The following is a 17974-nucleotide window of genomic DNA, read 5'->3' as shown; positions in this document are numbered from 1 at the left end:
GTCAGATGCGGGTCAGCTCGGCGACGGCGTCCACCACGGTGTCGGTGTCGGCGAGGGTCGCGAGGACGCGGTCCGCGCCGGCCGCGCGCAGCTCGGCCTCGGTGGCGCTGCCGGTGGCGACGGCGATGATCGGTGAGCCGGCGATGTGGGCGGCCTGTACGTCCCGGGGCGAGTCGGCGATGTAGACGGTGGCCGACTCGGGGTAGCGGGCGCCGTGCCGCTCGCCCGCACGGGCGCGGGCGAGTTCCAGCAGCGCGGCCTTGCTGTAAACGCCGTTCTCGTAGCCGCCGGCGCCGAGGTCGAGGCGGTCGGCGAGGCCCAGCTCGGTCACCTTGAGCACGGCGTTCGGCTGGATCGACCCGGTGAGCACCGACTGCACGACCCCGGGCACATGGGCCAACGCCTCGACGGCCTCGCGGGCCCCGGCCAGGACGCGGCCGTGCGCCCGCAGGTCGGCGCGGCGGCTCGCGAACGCCTCGGTGAGCGCGGAAACGAAGGAGGGCAGATGGTCGTCGGTGGTGACGACGTCGTTGAACGCCAGCGTCTCGAAGATGATCTCCGACTCGGTGCGCCCGGGGGTGGGGGCGAGCCGTACGAGCGGCCGCCCGACGGTCCGCTGGAACGCCTCCGCGTAGGCGTCCCGGGTGACCCGCCCGACGTCGACCAGGGTGTGATCGATGTTCCACAGCACCAGACGGTTCAACGTCGACATCCCGTTCCCATGCACCGCTCGAAAGGCGTCGGCGGGCACCCTCCAGGCGCCGCCCCGCCCCACCGTCCGGCGGGGCGGACTCATCGTCGAGCCTCCCGCCCGCCCACCGCAACCGCGCCCGTGCCGGGTGGGCGACGGCGAGGGTCAGGGGCGCATGTGGGGGTAGCGGTGGTCGGTGGGCGGGACGAAGGTCTCCTTGATGGCGCGGACGTTCGTCCAGCGGGTGAGGTTGAACACCGAGCCGGCCTTGTCGTTGGTGCCGGACGCGCGGGCGCCGCCGAAGGGCTGCTGGCCGACCACGGCGCCGGTCGGTTTGTCGTTGATGTAGAAGTTGCCCGCGGCGAAGCGGAGGGTCTCGGTCGCGGCCGCGATGGCGGCGCGGTCCCGCGCGACGATCGCGCCGGTCAGCCCGTACTCGGAGGCGCTCTCCAACTGGGTGAGGACGGAGTCGTAGTCATGGTCGTCGTAGACGTGGACGCCGAGGATCGGCCCGAAGTACTCGGTGGTGAAGATCTCGTCGGTCGGGTCAGACGACTCCAGGACTGTGGGCCGTACGAAGTAGCCCACCGAGTCGTCCAACTCGCCGCCCACGAGCAGGCGCATGCTGTCGATGCCGCGCGCACGTTCGATCGCGCGCCGGTGCTTGGCGAAGGCGCGGTCGTCGATCACGGCGCCCATGAAGGCCGACAGGTCCTCCGCCACGTTGCCCATGGTGAGGCCCTCGACCTCGGCGCAGAAGTCGTCGCGCATGCCGTCCCAGATGGAACGCGGAATGTAGGCGCGCGACGCCGCCGAGCACTTCTGGCCCTGGTACTCGAACGCGCCCCGCACCAGCACGGTCTTCAGCACCGCCGGATCCGCGGACGGGTGCGCCACCACGAAGTCCTTGCCGCCGGTCTCGCCCACGATCCGCGGGTATCCGCGGTAACGGGCGATGTTCTCCCCGATCGTCCGCCACAGCGCCTGGAAGGTGGGCGGCGAACCGGTGAAGTGCAGGCCCGCGAGCTCCGGGCTGGCCAGGGCGACGTTCGAGACGGCCTGCCCGTCCCCGGTGACCAGGTTGATGACGCCGGGCGGCAGGCCGGCCGCCTCCAAGAGGCGCATCGTGTGATGCGCGGCGAGTTGCTGGGTGGGGGACGGTTTCCAGACCACGACGTTGCCCATCAGCGCGGGCGAGGTCGGCAGGTTCCCGGCGATCGCGCTGAAGTTGAACGGGGTGATGGCGAGGACGAACCCCTCCAACGGCCGGTACTCCATCCGGTTCCACACGCCCGGCGAGGAGTTCGGTTGCGTCTCGCGGATCCGCCGCGCGTACGCGACGTTGAACCGCAGGAAGTCGATCAGCTCGCAGGCCGAGTCGATCTCCGCCTGCTGGACCGACTTGGACTGGCCGAGGATCGTCGCCGCGTTCAGCGTGGACCGCCACGGCCCCGCCAGCAGCTCGGCGGCCCGCAAGAAGATCGCGGCGCGGTCGTCCGGTGCCATGGCCCGCCAGCCGGGCGCGGCCTCCCGGGCCGCCGCGATCGCCTCCGTCACGTCGGCGTCGGTGGCGTTGCCCATGCGCCCGAGGACGTGCCCGTGGTTGTGCGGCTCGACGACGTCGATCGGGACGCCGGCGCCCATCCGGCGCTCACCGCCGATCGTCATCGTCAGCTCGGTCTGCGCGCCGCCGAGCTCCTTGATCTTCGCTTCCAGCGCCGCCCGCTCGGCGCTGCCCGGCACATACCCCTTGACCGGCTCGTTCACCGGTACCGGCACGTTGGTGACGGCGTCCATCTGTCCGCTCCCGCAAGCTCGACGGCCCTGTCGACATGCCGAGCCCTACCCACCCCCACCCGACGAATACCCGCCGCTCCCCACCCCGCAGGAACCCGCGCACCCGGTGGGCACCAAGTGCCGCAGAGAGCCTTGAGCACATGGAAGAGCCCTGGCCCCATCGGCGCCGAGGCTCAGCGGAGTGGGGTTATCGCTGCTTCAGGTCGGCGAGCAGCGCCCGCAGCGCACCACGGCTGACATCGAGGTGCCCGCCGTCCCGGTCCTTGCTGTCGCGGACGCAGACGACCGCACCGAGATCGGCGAGCTCAACGCAGTTGCCGCCGTTGCCCGAGCTGTATGACGACTTCCGCCAGGTCGCCCTACTCACATCCATGATCGTCTCCCAAGATGCGGTGAATCAGCTCTGCTTCAAATCTGCCAGCAACGCCCGCAGCGCGCGATGGCTGATGGTCAGGTGCCCGCCGTCCGGGTCCTTGCTGTCGCGGACGCCCAACCCCTCCGGGAGTGCGGCCAGTTCTACGCACTCGCCTCCGGTCGAAGTCGAGCGGGTGGCCTTTCGCCACTTCGCCCTACTCACATCCATGCTCACCTACCCTCGATGCGGCGGATCAGCTCTGCTTCAGGTCGGCCAGCAGGGCGCCCAGGGCACCTCGGCTGACGTTGAGGTGCCCGCCCTCCGGGTCCTTGCTGTCGCGGACACCGATGGTTCCACCAAGCTCTGCGACCTCGACGCACTCGCCTCCGTTGCCTCCGCTATGGCTGGATTTCCGCCACTGGACGTTCAGATCTTCCATCGCTCTTCCGCCGTTCTACGAATCAGGTCTTTCGACATACCTATGGGGAGCGCCAACGACCGAACCTCCCGAAGCGCCTTGCGCATCGCTGTCACGTCCTCGCCGTCCTCCATCGTGAAGCCACGAGCGAAGCACTCCACGTAGGCGACCTCCCGAAGGTCTTCAAGCGTCGCAATCGTGAACGAACCGATGCTACCGAGGTGGTCACCCCGCATAGGGACGACCTGGACCGACAGGTTTGGCCCGGACATCTCGGCGAGGCGGTTCAGTTGCTCGTACATGATCTGCGGGTTGCCGACCTCGCGCTGAAGTACGGCCTCGTCTATGAGGAACGAGCAACCGGGCGGCGGCGGTTCCGTGCGGGTCAGGATGTCTTGCCTCCGCATCCGTGCCTCTACAGCGTCCTGATCGCCATAGAGCAGGACGCTGGCGTACTCGGGGGTCTGAAGCAGGCCGTGGACCAAGCCCAAGCTGTAGGAGACCAACTCCGGAGCGGTCTCCTCGACACTCACCCAGTCAAACCACACCGGGAAGGCCGCGTCCTTCACCAGGTCTTCCCACAGGGTCACGAGCTCGCCGTTCGCCTCAAGGATCTTGTCTATCTCCTTGGCGAACTCCATCGTGCAGCGGGTCCGGCCGGTCTCGACCGCGCCAATGTACTGCGGGGTGACGCCTTGGCCATCGCGTGCCCGTGCGGCGAGGTTGTCCTGACTCCAGCCTTTGGCGTCACGGAACCTCCGCAGCCGGCGCCCGAACGGGAGCAGCGCGGGACTCACCTTGGCCTTGAGTCGACGTGGCGTCATTCCGCAATCGTCCCTCAACCAAGGGTCAAGTGGCCAGCAAGTCGAGCGAACTCACCACGAGGAATTTGCCCAGCTTCACCTGCACTTCGTCGCGTTCCGCGAGCACGTGGTGACCAACTGGAGGCTCGTCAGCCGAACCTCTCCGAAAGTCGTGTCAGATGTCCGTAACCGCACAGGTTCCCGAAGTTCCGACGATCGTTCTTGAGCCCACCGGTGAGGCGCCGCGCCTCGCGCGGCTCTTCCTCGCCGACCAGTTCGCCGCGTGGGGCATCAAAGACGACTACGTGGCACGGCTCATCGTCTGCGAGTTGGTCACCAATGCTTACCGGCACGGGGAAGGCCCCATCGTCGTTCGGCTCCCGCGTGACCGGGACGGGCAGCCGGTGATCGAAGTGCGGGACTCGGGCGAAGGCCGCCCCGTCGTCCTCCCGCAGAACCATGCCGCCGTCTCTGGCCGGGGGCTCCAGCTCATCGCCGAGTTCGTCCGGGACTGCTGGGGCGTCCGTCCCCTCGGCGAGGGCGGCAAGGCCGTCTGGGTGAAGCTTCCCACCCTCTGACCTCGCGAGGTACTCGGCGCGTGCGGTCGGGTTCTCGCTTCCGAAGGAGCTGAGACGCGCGATGAACGAGCCGGTGACGCTGCTGCTCCTGCGGCACCTGTTCCCGCACTGGTCGATCACGTTGGACGGTGGCGTCTGGAGGGCCGGCGGGCGGGTCCTGATCTCTTCGAGCCACCTTGAGGGGCTGCTCGATCTCCTCCGTGTGGCCGATCCCGCCGCTGTGGAACGGGCCGCCGAACTGCTGGAGGAACGGTGATCCGCAGGCAGGTCGCCGCGGCGGATGGACGCCGCCGCGTCCGCGGCGCGGCGTGGTCGGCGGGACGCGGGGTGGGTTAGAGGAGGTGTTGGAGTTCCTGGGTGGCGTACCAGAGGAGTTCGTGGCCTTCGGCGCCGTCGACGGTGAAGAGGGCGTCGTCGTCGCCGGCGTCGGCGGCGGGGAGGGCCTCGACGGCGGCGGTGATGTCAGGGACGGCGCCGGTGTCGTCGACGTGGCCGGAGGCGATGCGCTTCCACGGGACGGGCGCGGTGACCTCGACGAGGGAGCGGTCGTCGTCGTCGATGGACGCGTCGCCGCGCGCCCAGGAGACCGACTGGTCGGGGATCTCGGCGGCCAGCACGACGCGGCGGCGGGGCGCGGACGGGTCGGCGGCGAGCAGGCGCAGCGAGGCGCGGGCGGCCGCGGTCAGCGCGGCGTACTCCAGTTCCTCCTGGTCGCCGTCCGCGTACCACTCGCGCAGGGCGGGCGTGACCGCGTGGCCGGCGAGCGGCGCGGGTCCGGCCTCGCGGGCGGTGTGGACGGCGGCGAGGAGGGTGAGCGTGGACGGAAGGTAGACGCGCATGACGGTTCGTCAGTCTGTCACGGGAGGAGGCCCAGCTCGCGCAGTTCGGTGATCGTGGCGTCGGCGGATGTGTGGTGGATGCCGCGGATGCCGAGGGATTCGGCGGCCCGGATGTTGTGCTCGATGTCGTCGATGAAGACGCATTCGGCGGCGTCGAGGCCGAGCAGGTCGAGCGCGTGCCGGAAGATCCGCTCGTCCGGCTTGCGCATGCCGACCTCGCAGGAGATGACGACGGCGTCGAAGAGGTCGGCGAACAGGTCGCGGGGGTAGTCGTTGCCCCAGGAGTTGGAGAGGAGGGCGGTGCGGGTGCCGGCGGCGCGGGCCGCGCGGAGCGCCTCGTACATCGGCTCGACCGGGGAGAACGCCCCGAACATGCGGGAGATGAGGCCGGCGGCGGCGACCGGGCCGCCGTCGACGGTCAGCAGCTCGGCGGCCAGGAGGCGCTCGAACTCCTCGGTGGCGAGCGAGCCGTCCTCGAGCCCGTGGATGGGGTTGGAGCCGGCGCCGTCGTAGGCCTGCTTCACCCAGGCGCGCATCACCGTGCGGTAGCGGTCGGCGTCGATGCGGTCGGCGGTCAGCCAGGTGCCGACGGCGTCGTTCAGGGGGGAGGTGAGGACGCCGCCCCAGTCGGTGATGACGGCTTTGACGGTCTTCGGCTGTTCTGCGGGCACGGGCCGATGGTAGGCGATCCCGGCCGCATTGACCGAATCCCGTTCTGCCAGACTGGCCGGCATGGACTTCGAACTCAGCCCGAAGGCGCTGGACTACCAGGAACGACTCCAGGAGTTCATGGACGAGCACGTGTATCCGGCGGAGCCGGTGTACACGGCCTGGCGTGCGGAGAACGACCCGCACGCGCTGCCGCCGATCGTCCAGGAGCTGAAGGCCGAGGCGCGCGAGCGGGGCCTGTGGAACCTGTTCCTGCCGGACGTGTCGGGTCTGTCGAACCTGGAGTACGCGACGCTGGCCGAGCTGACGGGCCGCTCCCCGGACCTGGCGCCGGAGGCGGTCAACTGCGCCGCGCCGGACACCGGGAACATGGAAGTCCTGCACATGTTCGGGACCCCGGAGCAGAAGGAGCGGTGGCTGAAGCCGCTGCTGGACGGGGAGATCCGCAGCGCCTTCGCGATGACGGAGCCGGAGGTCGCCTCCTCCGACGCCACCAACATCACCACCTCGATCGTCCGGGACGGCGACGAGTACGTGGTCAACGGCCGCAAGTGGTTCATCACCGGCGCGGCGGACGAGCGCTGCAAGATCTTCATCGTCATGGGCAAGACCGACCCGGACGGCCCGGCGCACCGGCAGCAGTCGCAGATCCTCGTGCCGCGCGACGCCCCGGGCGTGACGGTCGTCCGGCACCTTCCGGTGTTCGGCTACCAGGACCAGCACGGCCATTCGGAGATCCTGTTCGAGGACGTCCGGGTGCCGGCGTCGAACCTGATCGCGGACGAGGGCGACGGGTTCATGATCGCGCAGGCGCGGCTCGGGCCCGGCCGCATCCACCACTGCATGCGCGCGCTCGGCATGGCGGAGCGGGCACTGGAGCTGATGTGCCGCCGCGCCGTGGACCGCGTCGCGTTCGGCGGGCCGCTCGCCAAGCAGGGCGTGGTGCGCCAGCAGATCGCCGAGTCGCGGATGGCGATCGAGCAGGCGCGGCTGCTCACCCTGAAGACGGCCTGGCTGATCGACAAGCACGGCTCCAAGGGCGCCCGCTCGGAGATCGCCGCGATCAAGGTGGTCGTGCCGCGGATCACCCACGAGGTGCTCGACCGGGCGATCCAACTCCACGGCGGCGCCGGCGTGTCCGACGACACCCCGCTGGCCGCGATGTACGCCTGGGTCCGCGCGATGCGGATCTTCGACGGCCCGGACGAGGTGCACGTGCGCACCGTCGCCCGCCAGGAACTCCGCCGCTACGAGCACTGACCGCAACAGCGCGGCCGTGGGTGGGCCGTTCCGTGGTCATGCGATTGGTGCGGGGACAATCGCATGACCACGGGCGCCCCGGCGTGCCGGCGGGGGCCGCCGCCGGGCTCGGAAACCGGCGAAGCTTCCTCAGCCACCGCGCGAGCGCGCTAGCTGACCGGTGGGGCGAAGCCGGAGGCGAGCCCCACCGGGAAGCTCGCGAAGCGAGTTCGCGCTCGCCCGAGCACGGTCAAGGGCCGAGCCAGCAGGCGAGGCCCTTGGCCGGGATTGCGAAACACGCCGTCAGGCGGATCTGAGGCGTTGCAGTGCCTCCCTGACACCGCCGTCGGTCTCCTCGAGGACCACCGTGGCGCGCGCCGCCGGGACCTCGCCGAGCAGCGAGACGAGCGCGACGCGGGTGTTGCCGCCCGCCTCGTTGAGCGCGTTCTCGCAGGTGCGGGCGTCCATGCCGGTGGCCTCGGTGAGGATGCGCACCAGCCGGGCGCGCAGCTTGGAGTTCAGCGCGTTCACGCTGACCATCAGGTTGGAGTAGGTGCGCCCCATCCTGATCATCAGGGTGGTGGAGAAGGAGTTGAGCACCAGCTTGGTCGCGGTGCCCGCCTTCATCCGGGTGGACCCGCTGATCACCTCCGGTCCGGTGGCCAGGCCGATGTGCACCTCCACTTCCTCGCCGTACGGCGTGTGCGGGTTGCAGCTGATCAGCGCGGTGCGGGCGCCGCCCGCGGTGGCGGCGCGCAGCGCGCCGATCACGTAGGGGGTGCGGCCGCTCGCGGCGATGCCGATGGCGATGTCGCCCGGCTGGACCTCGCGGGCGTCCCGCATGCCGAGCTCCATGTCGTCCTCGACGTCGGAGATCGCCTGGGAGAGCGCGCCGGGGCCGCCGGCGTGGTGCGCGACGACGCGGCCCCAGATGCCGAACGTCGGCGGGAGCTCGGCCGCGTCGATGACCGCGAGGCGGCCGGACGTGCCGGCGCCGAAGTAGTGCACGCGGCCGCCCGCGCGCAGCGAGTCGACGGCGAGGTCGACCAGCCGGGCCACCTCGGGCAGGACGCCCGCCACCACCATCGGGACGGTGGCGTCCTCGGTGTTGATCAGGTGCAGCACCTCCAGGGTCGGCAGCGTGTCGACGTCGAGGGTGCGGGGGTTCCGGCCCTCGGTGGGGAGCTCGCAATCGATCACCGACGCCTCCGGTCGGGTCGCACGGTCCGGCCGCGGACCGCCTCGAACGTGGCTTCCAGGGCCTTGCGGGTCGGCCCGTAGGTCCGCTGCGCCACTCCGACGAAGACGCAGTCGACCACCGTGAGCTGCGCCAGCCGGCTGGCGGTGGCGCCGGAGCGGAAGGTCGTCTCGCGGGCCGCGGTCGTGAGGACCAGGTCGGCCGCCTCCGCTATGGGGGATTTCGGGAAGTTGGTCAGCGCCACGGTCGTGGCGCCGTTGCTCTTGGCGACCTCCAGGGCGTCGATGGTCTCGACGGTCGCGCCGGTGTGCGAGATGCCGATCGCCACGCTGGTGGGGCCCAGCACCGCGGCGCTGGTGAGCATGATGTGCGCGTCGGCCCAGGCGGAGCAGAAGCGCCCGATGCGGTGGAGCTTCTGCTGGAAGTCCATCGCGACGAAGGCGCTGGCGCCGACCCCGTAGACGTCGACGCGGTCGGCGGCGACGACGGCGTCGACCACCTGTTCCAGCATCTTGATGTCGAGCTGGGAGGCGGTCTCCTCGACGGCCCTGGCATCGGCGAAGGTCACCTTCTCCACGATCTGCTCGAGTGAGTCGTCCGGACTGATGTCGCTGCCGATGACCCGCCCGCCGCTGGCGCTCTGGGCCCGTCCCGCCTCGGTGGCGAGGGTCAGTCGGAGCTCTGGATAACCATGGAACCCGATCGCGCGGCAGAACCTGATGACGGTGGTCTCGGAGGTGCCACAGGTCTGGGCGAGTTCGGTGATGGTGGAGTTGGCGACCCCTTCGGGGTCGTCGATGACGCGTTGAGCGACTCGTCGCTCGGCGGGGGGCAGCGAGGGCAGCAGCGAGCGGACCCGCACCACGGTGCTCAGCGGCGTCGCGTCCTTGCGCGGCGCCTCGCCTCCTGCCGCTCCGGGCTCCCCCGCGCTCCCCGGCTCGGGGCCGATGGGTTTCCTCATGGAAGAAAGTTTCTTACTGGCTGGATGTCACGTCAACGGTAGAAAAGGCTACGGTCGCCCTGTGTTGACCCATTTGGCCGGTCCTTACGTGGTCGGCATAGACGCGGGTGGCACGAAGACCCGCTGTGTCGTGCTGACGCTCGGGGGCGCCCTGGCCGGTTCCGGCACCGGCCCCGGGGCCAACCCCAACTCCGGGGGCGACACCGCAGGGGCGCTGACCACGGCCCTGCGGGAGGCGCTCGGAGACCTCGACCGCACCCACATCCTCACCGGAGTGTTCGGCATCGCCGGAGCCGGCTCGGCCGGCCGGCCCGCCGCCGTCACCGCCGCGCGCCGCGCCTGGCAGGCCGTCGGGCTGCGCGGCTCGCCCGCCGTCGTGACCGACATCGCCGTGGCGTTCGCCGCCGGCACCACCGAGCCCAAGGGCATCGTGGTGTTCTCCGGCACGGGCGCCGGCGCCGCCGTCATCAGCGACGGGGCGATCGTGCAGCGCGCGGACGGCTACGGCTGGCTGGTGGGGGACGAGGGGTCGGCGGTCTGGCTCGGCAAGGAGGCGGTCCGGGCGGCGCTGGCCGCCTACGACGGCCGCGGCTCGCCGACGCTGCTGACCGACTCGGTCCCGCGGGCGCTGCTGGGCCCGACCGTGGTGGCCGAGATCGACTCCGCGCGGCGAAGACCCCGGCACCGGACGCTGGCGATGGCGGGGGCGTCCCCGCCGCCCGGGGGTCCGGGCGCGCCGGCGGCCGCCCTCGCCCAGGCGGCGGCGCTGTCCCCGACCGGGCTGACGCAGGGCGGCGCGGGCGGGACGAGCACCGCCGTGCTGATCGCCGAGGCTCCCTGTCCGCAGCCCGGCGGCGGCCCGGCCGGAACGCCCGGACCGCCCGGACCGGCCGTTCCGCCCGGACCGCCCGGCCCGACCGGGCCGCCCGGACGGCTGGGCGCGCCGCCGGGCCAGCACGGGCATCCGGAGCTGCCGGGCATGGCGCCGAACCCGCAGCTCGCCCAGGCCATCATCAAGGAGGTGTACGGCCGTCCTCCCGCGGCCCTGGGCAGGCTCGGCCCGGTGGTCGCCGCCGCGGCGGCCGCCGGAGACCCGGTGGCCCGGCGCATCACCGACGAGGCCGCGGAGTGGCTGCTCCGCGACGTCGACGCGGTGCGCCCCGCCCTGTCCGACCCCTGCGCGCCGGTCGTCATGCACGGCTCGGTCCTGCGCGAGGGACCCGTCGCCGACGCCGTCCGCACCGGGCTGCGCGACCGGTTCGCCGAGGCGCCGCCGGGCTGGCCCTGCGCCGGCTCGGCCATCCCCTGCCCGGCTGAACCGCCCGGCCGAGCGGGCGCCGCCGGTGGCCGACCCCGCCGGACGCCCCGCCGAGAGGCCGGAAAGGACGGCACCGCCGCCGTCCGGCTCGTCACGATGGACCCCACCGTATTTCCACTCCGCTTGCGGACACGGGGTCCATCGTGATTAAGCTGTGACCACGGTGGCACAAGATCCGCCGGTGCGGTGCCGTTGGCGCCGTGACCGGAGGGACCACCGGCCACAGATGTGGCTCATACCGATTCGGCTGCGTCCATCCGCAGCGTCGTCCGCGCAGGCTCCCCTGCCGCGCACATCTCGCGCGCCTTGGCGCGCCATGCCCGCCGCCGCGCGCCCTCGCGCGCGCCCGCGCCATGGCGCCCGCCGATGCCCGGACGACGGTCGACTCCGTATCCCACGTCGAACGAGGTCGCATGCTCCCCGCATCCGAGGGCCGCCGTATCCGTGCCGCCCGCGTCCGCCTGTCCCGCACCGTCCGCCGGCTGGTCCGCGCCGGCCAGAGCTCGCTGCGGCGCGGCTCCGGCGGACACCACCGGACCCGCCGCCGGGGCCCGGTCCGTCTCCGCCGGATCCTGCGCGGCTGGCGCTGGGCCCTGGCGTCGCTTCTCACGCTGGTGGTCCTGGCGGCCGCCATGGTGGTGATCGCCTACGTCCGCACGCCCGTCCCGACCCAGCCGCAGGACGGCGTCACCGACGAGGGCTCCACGGTCTACTACGCCGACGGCCGGACGCCGCTGGCCCGGCTGGGCGCCAACCGGCAGAGCGTCCGGCACGGCCAGATCCCCGACCGGCTGCGGTGGGCCGTGCTCGCGGCCGAGGACCGCGGCTTCTACCGCAACCAGGGCGTCTCGGTCTCCGGGACGTTCCGCGCGCTGCTGAAGGACGCGTCCGGCGGCGACGTGCAGGGCGGGTCGACGATCACCCAGCAGCTGGCCCGCAACTACTTCAAGGGGCTCAGCCGGGACCGGACGGCGGGCCGCAAGATCAAGGAGATCCTCGTGGCGCTGAAGCTGGACCGGCACCGCGCCAAGGACGAGATCCTCGACCTCTACCTGAACACCGTCTACTTCGGGCGGCAGACGTCCGGGGTGGAGGCCGCGGCGCGCGCCTACTTCGACAAGGACGTCTGGCAGCTGGACGTCGCCGAATGCGCGCTGCTCGCCGCGATGATCCAGCGCCCGGGGTACTTCCGGACGCAGGGCGGCGGCGACGCGGCGAAGGCGCTGCGGGCCCGCTGGACCTACGTGCTCAACGGCATGGTGTCGATGGGGAAGCTGAACCGGGCGGACGCGGACCGGCTGCGGTTCCCCCGCACGCGCGACGAGTGGCGCGGCGTCAGCCTGTCCGGCCAGGACGTCCTGGCGAGGCAGCGCGTCCTCGACGAACTGGAAAGCGCCGGCATCCCCGCGGACGCCGTCGTGAACGGGCGGCTGCGGATCTACACCGCGCTGGACCGGCGGTGGATGGCGTACGCGGAGCAGGCCATGCGGAAGGTGCGCGAACCGGAATGGCCGAAGGACGTGCGGACGGGCCTCGTCGCGGTCGACCCGGCGAGCGGCGCGGTCAAGGCGTTCTACGCGGGCGACCCGGGGCGCGGCCGGTACGACTCGGTGTTCGAGCCGGTGGCCCAGGCGGCTTCGACGTTCAAGCCGTACGTGCTCGCCGCCGCGCTGCGCCGCGGGTTCAGCGTCCGGACGAAGGTGCCGGGCAGGTCACCCCTGCGGTTCGCACCGGACGGCAGCGTGACGCCGATGACCGCGCCCGGCTACAAGGTCTCCAACGACGAAGAGATCGGCTCGCTCGGGACGGTCGACCTGGTGAAGGCGACGGCGCTGTCGGTCAACACCGGATTCGTTAAGGCCGCGCTGAAGACCGGGGTCGCGAACGTGGCGGAGACGGCGCGGCGGTTCGGCGTGCCGGAGTCGGCGCTGCGCCCGTACAAGGGGCAGGCGGGGCTCGCGCTCGGGATCGCGAACGTCTCGGCGGCCGTTCAGGCGGGCGGGTACGCGGCGTTCGCCAACGGCGGAACCGCGGTGACGCCGCACCTGGTCACCAAGGTCGTCGACGCGCACGGGAGGCGGGTGCCGCTGCCGTGGGACCGTCCGGGCCGCCGCGTGCTGACCGCCGAGCAGGCGGCGCAGGCGACGTACGCGATGCGCGCGGTCGTCACCGGCGGGACGGGGCGGCGCGCCGCACTCGCGGACCGCGACGTTGCGGGCAAGACGGGCACGTCGGACGGCAACCACGCGGCCTGGTTCGTCGGGTACGTCCCGCAGCTGTCGGCGTCGGTGATGATGACCCGGGCGGCCGCGGGCCCGCTGAAGGGGCTGCCCGGCCATCACGGGAAGGTCGCCGGGGAGAACCTGCCGTCACAGGTCTGGCACGCGTTCATGGCGGACGTCACGCGCGACATGCCTGCGGAGCCGTTCCCGGAGCCGGCATTCAGCGGAACCGCCGCCAACTGGGACGACACGGTCAAGAAGAACGACTCCGGCGGCTCGGGAGGCCGTCCGGAGGCCGGACGCGGGACGCCCTCGGCCGGTGCGTCGCCGGCGCCGTCCCGCGTACCGCGCGAAGACGGCACGTCAACCCCGCCCGCCGACGCGCGGGGCCGCGAGAAGTGGTGCGCGACGCCCGGCAACGAGGACGCGGCGCTCTGCGCCCAGCGGTGACCGGGCCGCGTCCCGCCCGGCGGCGCGGGTCGACAGGGCAGCGGCGTGGGTCGACAGGGCGGCGGCGAGCGGTTAACGTCGCGACGTCCGATGCGAGCAGACGACCACGTCGGGGGGCCTGGTCAGGTGCGTGCCATTGATGTCCGCGGATAGCCGTTCGCGATCGGCCGGTCCCGCCCGGCGGCGGCCCCGGCGGAGGGGCGCTGCGCCCGGACGGCCGCTGCTCGGACGGCTGCCGCTCGCGGTGGCGGTCGCGCTGGTGCTGCCGCTGGCCGGTTGCGGGGGCGGCGGCGACGACGGCGGGGCGGGCTCGTCCGCGCACTCCGGTTCACCTGGCACGTCCGGCTCGTCCGGAAGGAAGGCGCCCGTGACGAAGGCCCCGGACGCGTGGGTCCCCGGATACGTCGCGAAGATGAGCCTGCGGGAGAAGGTCGGCCAGCTGTTCGTGCCGACGTTCTCCAGCCGCGCGAGCGCGCTGGCGATCGTCCGCAAGTACCACGTCGGCGGGTTCATCTACTTCCCGGAGAACTTCAGCTCGCCCGCCGGGACCGCCGAGCAGTCGAACGCGCTGCAGAAGGCGTCCAAGGTGCCGCTGCTGCTCGGCGTGGACGAGGAGCAGGGCATCGTGTCGCGGACGCCGTTCATCACCCGCTTCCCCGGCAACATGGCGCTCGGCGCGACGCAGAGCACCGCCGACGCGCGCGCCGCCGCGCAGGTCACCGCCACCGAGCTGCGCGCGGTCGGGATCAACCTGGACTACGCGCCGGACGCCGACGTCAACGTCAATCCGCGCAACCCGGTGATCGGGCTGCGCTCGTTCGGCTCCGACCCCGCGCGGGTGTCGCCGCTGCTGTCCGCCGCGATCGCCGGCTACCAGGACACCGGGGTCGCCGCGACCGCCAAGCACTTCCCGGGGCACGGCGACACCGCGACCGACAGCCACACCGGCCTGCCGGTGATCACCCACTCGGCGGCGCAGTGGCGCAAGCTGGACGCGCCGCCGTTCCGGGCCGCGATCGACGCCGGCGTCGACATGATCATGACCGCGCACATCGTGGTGCCGGGGCTCGACAAGTCGGGCGATCCCTCCACGCTGTCGAAGACCGTGCTGACCGGGCTGCTGCGCGGCGAGCTCGGCTACAAGGGCGTGATCACCACGGACTCGCTGCAGATGGCGGGCGTCCGGGAGAAGTACGGCGACGCGGTCGTGCCCGTCCGGGCGGTCAACGCGGGCGCCGACCAGCTGCTGATGCCGCCGAGCCTGTCGAAGGCCTACAACGCGGTACTGAAGGCCGTCCAGTCCGGGAAGATCACGCAGAAGCGGCTGGACGAGTCCGTCACCCGCATCCTGGACCTCAAGCAGAAGCGCGGGCTGTTCAAGGCACCGCCCGCAGACCCGGCCAAGGCGTCCGCCCAGATCGGGACACCGCAGCAGAAGGCGACCGCCCAGCGGGTCGCCGAGCACTCCGTCACGCTCGTCCGCAACGAACACGGCCTGCTCCCGCTGAAGGGCAAGAAGGTGAGCATCACCGGCCCGGACAGCGTGGCGCTCGGCGCCGCGCTGCGCGAGCAGGGCGTCGCGACGGCCGCGCCGGGAGCCGCCGACGTCCACGTCCTGACCACGGTGAACGCCGGGACGGCCACCGCGGCGCGGGTCGGCGCGCTGGCGTCCAAGCCGGTCGTGGTCGCGGCGCTCGGCCGCCCCTACGACCTCGACCACGCCGCCGGCGCCGCCGCGACGCTCGCCACCTACTCCTCCGGATCGACCTCGGTCGCGGCGCTGGCGCGGGTGCTGTCCGGCGCGGTGAAGCCGGCGGGGAAGCTGCCCGTGCCGGCGGGCGGGCAACCCGTTGGTCACGGCTTGTCGTATTGATGGACGCGGGGACCCGCGAGCTGGGAAGATCGGCCCGCCTTCGCACCCCCGGGAGGTCCCCGTGCGCGTTCGTCCGCTCCTGTCCGCTCTGCCCCTGCTGCCCGCGCTGATCTTCGGTATCGGCGGCTGCGGCGGGAAGGACGAGGTGGGGCTGCCGCCGCTGACGCCCGAGCCGGGCGACTCGCGGCTCGCCGACCTGACCGCCCCGGAGAAGGACAGCTTCCCGGCGCGGCTGGTCCTCTACAAGTTCCTGCGCGGCGTCGCCGCCGGGAACGTCAAGGTGTGCGCGCTGCTGGCACCGGCCTACGACCGGGCGGCGTTCGGACGTCCGGGCGGCTGCCGGGCCGGGGGCCTCGCCGCCGCCCGCCGCACGCTGCGCCCCGCCGATCTGGCCGCGCTGCGCGGCGTGACCGTCCCGTCCTGTGAGGACGGTCCGGGCGAGGGCGAGTACACGGTCGCGTTCGGCGACCTGAAGTGGAAGGGCGACCCGGCGCGTCCCGGCGGAGTCCTGGCCGCGAAGTTCACGCTCCACAAGACCGGCGCCCGCTGGCTCATCGCCGCTTGACGGACGCTCGCGGCGGGCCGCCCACCCCGACGACCCACCGCGAGCGTGCTCAGATGCCCAGGTCCGCCAGGCCCGGGAGGTGGGAGCGGGCCGCCTCGCGGGCGCCCGCGGCCGAACGGGCGGCGCGGGCCGCTTCGGCGGCGCGGCGGCACTCGTCCAGCGTGTGCCGGGCGAGGGCGGCCCGGACGAGCGGGAGGGACGGGGCGCTCATCGACAGCGACGTCACGCCGAGCCCCACCAGGACGCAGGCGAGCGCCGGGTCGCCGGCGGCCTCGCCGCAGACCCCGCACGGGACGCCCGCGGCGGCCGCGGGGGCGACCAGGTCGAGCACGGCGGGCTGCCACGGGTCCTGCAGGTGCGCGAGGCCGCCGACCTGCCGGTCGGCCGCGCACGCGTACTGGGTGAGGTCGTTGGTGCCGATGCTGAAGAACTCGACCTCCGGCGCCAGGTCGCGGGCGCGCAGCGCGGCGGCCGGCACCTCGATCATGACGCCGGGATGCTCGATGCCGGCGTCCCGGCAGGCGCCGGCGAAGAACGCCGCCTCCGCCGCGTCCGTCACCATCGGGGCCATGACTTGCAGCTTCACGCTGAGGCCGTTGGCGGCACGGGCGAGGGCGGCGAGCTGTGCGGCCAGCACGTCGGGGTGCCGCCGCGCCATCCGCAGGCCGCGCTCGCCGAGCGCCGGGTTGGGCTCCTCACCGGGGGCCGGGAGGAACGCGAGGGGCTTGTCGGCGCCGGCGTCGAGCGTCCGGACGACCACGCGGCCCTCCGGGAACGCCTCCAGCACCTTGCGGTAGGCGTCCTCCTGCTCGTCGTCGGACGGCGGTACCGAACGGTCGAGGAAAAGGAACTCGGTGCGGTACAGGCCGACACCCTCGGCGCCGTTCGCCAGCGCGGCGTCGAGGTCCTTCGGGCCGCCGATGTTCGCGAGCAGCGGGACGGCGTGCCCGTCCTTCGTCGCACCCGGTCCCGACACCTCCGCGAGCGCGGAGTCGCGGGCGGCGCCGGCGGCCAGCGCGGCGGCGACCTCGGCGTCGGTCGGGTCGGTCCGGACGGTCCCGGCGGACCCGTCGACCAGCACGCGGGTGCCGTCGGCGAGGCCGGTCGCGCCCGGCAGCGCCACCACGGCCGGCACGCCCATCGTGCGGGCGAGGATCGCGGTGTGGCTGGTCGGGCCGCCCTCCTCGGTGACGAACGCGACGACCTGCGCCGGGTCGAGCACGGCGGTGTCGGCGGGCGCGAGGTCCCGCGCGACCAGCACGAACGGCTCGTCCGACTCCGGCACGCCCGGCATCGGCAGGTCGAGCAGGCGGGCGATCGCGCGGTCGCGGATGTCGTCGAGGTCGCTGACCCGGGCGGCCATGTACTCCCCCGCCCCGGCGAGCATCTCCCGGTACACCCCGAACGCCTCGAACACGGCGCGCGCCGCGCCCGTGCCCTCACCGATCTTGGCGGCGACGCCGTCGGCGAGGCCCGGGTCGCGGGCCATCAGCGCCTGCGCGTTCAGCACGTCCCGGCCGTCGGTGTTGCCGGCGGCCGCCGCGCGCGCGCCGCGCTCGTCCAGGTCGGCGGCGACGGCTTCGAGCGGGCCGAGCGCGCCGTCGCGCTCGGCCGCCGCGTCACCGCCGTGCCGGGAGCCGGCCTCCGGCTCCGGGATGTCGCCGGCGATGCGGCGCACCGGGCCGGCGCCCACCCCCGGGCTGACGCCCGCGCCGCCCAGGACCTCAGGCACCTTCCGGCTCCGGCGTGGACAGCAGCGCCTCCAGGCTGTCCAGCAGCTCGTCGGCGCCGTCGCCGTCGGCGGACAGCACGACCACCTCGCCGTGCCGGGCGTCCATCCCGAGCACCGCGAGGATGCTCTTGGCGTTGACGGGCGAGCCGCCGCGCTTGGCCACGGTCACGTCCATCGGGGCCTTGGCCGCGGTCTGGACGAACAGCGCGGCCGGCCGCGCGTGCAGCCCCACCCTGGACTCGATCTTGACGTTGCGCTCGCTCACG

At 72.8% G+C, this 17974-nt stretch carries 19 protein-coding genes; 7 read left to right on the top strand and 12 right to left on the bottom strand.

Going from position 1 to position 17974, the window contains the following annotated elements:
- Window position 1: 1 nt before the first annotated feature.
- From ABD296_RS17365 to ABD296_RS17340, 6 genes are all read right to left on the bottom strand, one after another.
- On the bottom strand, window positions 2-712 hold the full coding sequence (locus ABD296_RS17365; RefSeq protein WP_344267714.1) for an HAD family hydrolase: 711 nt from the start codon (window positions 710-712) through the stop codon (window positions 2-4).
- Window positions 713-856: 144 nt separating this feature from the next.
- Window positions 857-2488, bottom strand: a complete 1632-nt coding sequence (pruA, locus tag ABD296_RS17360) for an L-glutamate gamma-semialdehyde dehydrogenase (protein WP_344267712.1) — start codon at window positions 2486-2488, stop codon at window positions 857-859.
- Between the two features lie 187 nt (window positions 2489-2675).
- Complete coding sequence (locus ABD296_RS17355) at window positions 2676-2861, bottom strand: DUF397 domain-containing protein (RefSeq protein ID WP_344267710.1); 186 nt, start codon at window positions 2859-2861, stop codon at window positions 2676-2678.
- A gap of 24 nt (window positions 2862-2885) precedes the next feature.
- Window positions 2886-3071 (bottom strand): DUF397 domain-containing protein, encoded by a 186-nt coding sequence (locus ABD296_RS17350; protein WP_344267708.1) that lies wholly within the window; start codon window positions 3069-3071, stop codon window positions 2886-2888.
- 25 nt (window positions 3072-3096) lie between these two features.
- Window positions 3097-3282 (bottom strand): DUF397 domain-containing protein, encoded by a 186-nt coding sequence (locus tag ABD296_RS17345; protein WP_344267707.1) that lies wholly within the window; start codon window positions 3280-3282, stop codon window positions 3097-3099.
- On the bottom strand, window positions 3270-4085 hold the full coding sequence (locus ABD296_RS17340; RefSeq protein ID WP_344267706.1) for a helix-turn-helix domain-containing protein: 816 nt from the start codon (window positions 4083-4085) through the stop codon (window positions 3270-3272). Before ABD296_RS17340 ends, ABD296_RS17345 begins: the two co-directional genes overlap by 13 nt.
- A gap of 158 nt (window positions 4086-4243) precedes the next feature.
- On the opposite strand from ABD296_RS17340, the gene ABD296_RS17335 reads away from it, so the two are divergent.
- Window positions 4244-4642 (top strand): ATP-binding protein, encoded by a 399-nt coding sequence (locus ABD296_RS17335; protein ID WP_344267704.1) that lies wholly within the window; start codon window positions 4244-4246, stop codon window positions 4640-4642.
- 61 nt (window positions 4643-4703) lie between these two features.
- Window positions 4704-4898: a hypothetical protein gene (locus ABD296_RS17330; RefSeq protein ID WP_344267702.1), complete on the top strand. Its 195-nt coding sequence runs from the start codon at window positions 4704-4706 to the stop codon at window positions 4896-4898.
- Between the two features lie 76 nt (window positions 4899-4974).
- Here the strand turns inward: ABD296_RS17330 and ABD296_RS17325 are convergent, their stop codons facing one another.
- Entirely contained in the window at window positions 4975-5481 is a 507-nt protein-coding gene (locus tag ABD296_RS17325) for a DUF6912 family protein (protein WP_344267700.1), read from the bottom strand.
- Window positions 5482-5498: 17 nt separating this feature from the next.
- Entirely contained in the window at window positions 5499-6152 is a 654-nt protein-coding gene (locus tag ABD296_RS17320; RefSeq protein ID WP_344267698.1) for an HAD family hydrolase, read from the bottom strand.
- A 61-nt stretch (window positions 6153-6213) separates the two neighbouring features.
- On the opposite strand from ABD296_RS17320, the gene ABD296_RS17315 reads away from it, so the two are divergent.
- The gene (locus ABD296_RS17315; RefSeq protein WP_344267695.1) at window positions 6214-7410 is read left to right on the top strand and encodes an acyl-CoA dehydrogenase family protein; all 1197 of its coding nucleotides are present in this window, start codon (window positions 6214-6216) and stop codon (window positions 7408-7410) included.
- Between the two features lie 282 nt (window positions 7411-7692).
- Here ABD296_RS17315 and ABD296_RS17310 read toward each other — a convergent pair whose 3' ends face one another.
- Both ABD296_RS17310 and ABD296_RS17305 read right to left on the bottom strand, forming a co-directional pair.
- Complete coding sequence (locus tag ABD296_RS17310; protein WP_344267693.1) at window positions 7693-8589, bottom strand: N-acetylmuramic acid 6-phosphate etherase; 897 nt, start codon at window positions 8587-8589, stop codon at window positions 7693-7695.
- Complete coding sequence (locus tag ABD296_RS17305) at window positions 8586-9548, bottom strand: MurR/RpiR family transcriptional regulator (RefSeq protein WP_344267691.1); 963 nt, start codon at window positions 9546-9548, stop codon at window positions 8586-8588. Before ABD296_RS17305 ends, ABD296_RS17310 begins: the two co-directional genes overlap by 4 nt.
- A gap of 130 nt (window positions 9549-9678) precedes the next feature.
- Here ABD296_RS17305 and ABD296_RS17300 point away from each other — a divergent pair, with 130 nt between their 5' ends.
- The 4 genes from ABD296_RS17300 to ABD296_RS17285 all read left to right on the top strand — a co-directional run bounded on the left by ABD296_RS17300 (window position 9679) and on the right by ABD296_RS17285 (window position 15976).
- The gene (locus ABD296_RS17300) at window positions 9679-11013 is read left to right on the top strand and encodes a BadF/BadG/BcrA/BcrD ATPase family protein (protein WP_407061483.1); all 1335 of its coding nucleotides are present in this window, start codon (window positions 9679-9681) and stop codon (window positions 11011-11013) included.
- 266 nt (window positions 11014-11279) lie between these two features.
- The gene (locus tag ABD296_RS17295) at window positions 11280-13538 is read left to right on the top strand and encodes a transglycosylase domain-containing protein (protein WP_344267687.1); all 2259 of its coding nucleotides are present in this window, start codon (window positions 11280-11282) and stop codon (window positions 13536-13538) included.
- Window positions 13539-13677: 139 nt separating this feature from the next.
- Window positions 13678-15411 (top strand): glycoside hydrolase family 3 protein, encoded by a 1734-nt coding sequence (locus ABD296_RS17290; protein ID WP_344267686.1) that lies wholly within the window; start codon window positions 13678-13680, stop codon window positions 15409-15411.
- A 61-nt stretch (window positions 15412-15472) separates the two neighbouring features.
- Window positions 15473-15976 (top strand): hypothetical protein, encoded by a 504-nt coding sequence (locus ABD296_RS17285; RefSeq protein WP_344267684.1) that lies wholly within the window; start codon window positions 15473-15475, stop codon window positions 15974-15976.
- 49 nt (window positions 15977-16025) lie between these two features.
- Here the strand turns inward: ABD296_RS17285 and ptsP are convergent, their stop codons facing one another.
- Both ptsP and ABD296_RS17275 read right to left on the bottom strand, forming a co-directional pair.
- Entirely contained in the window at window positions 16026-17708 is a 1683-nt protein-coding gene (gene ptsP / locus ABD296_RS17280; RefSeq protein ID WP_344267682.1) for a phosphoenolpyruvate--protein phosphotransferase, read from the bottom strand.
- Window positions 17701-17973 (bottom strand): HPr family phosphocarrier protein, encoded by a 273-nt coding sequence (locus tag ABD296_RS17275; RefSeq protein WP_344267680.1) that lies wholly within the window; start codon window positions 17971-17973, stop codon window positions 17701-17703. Before ABD296_RS17275 ends, ptsP begins: the two co-directional genes overlap by 8 nt.
- Window position 17974: the final 1 nt, after the last annotated feature.

It is taken from the genome of Actinomadura napierensis (assembly GCF_039529375.1).
Taxonomy (GTDB): domain Bacteria; phylum Actinomycetota; class Actinomycetes; order Streptosporangiales; family Streptosporangiaceae; genus Spirillospora; species Spirillospora napierensis.
Note: the sequence above shows the minus strand (reverse complement) of the source record. Positions and strands in the feature narration are given on the sequence as shown.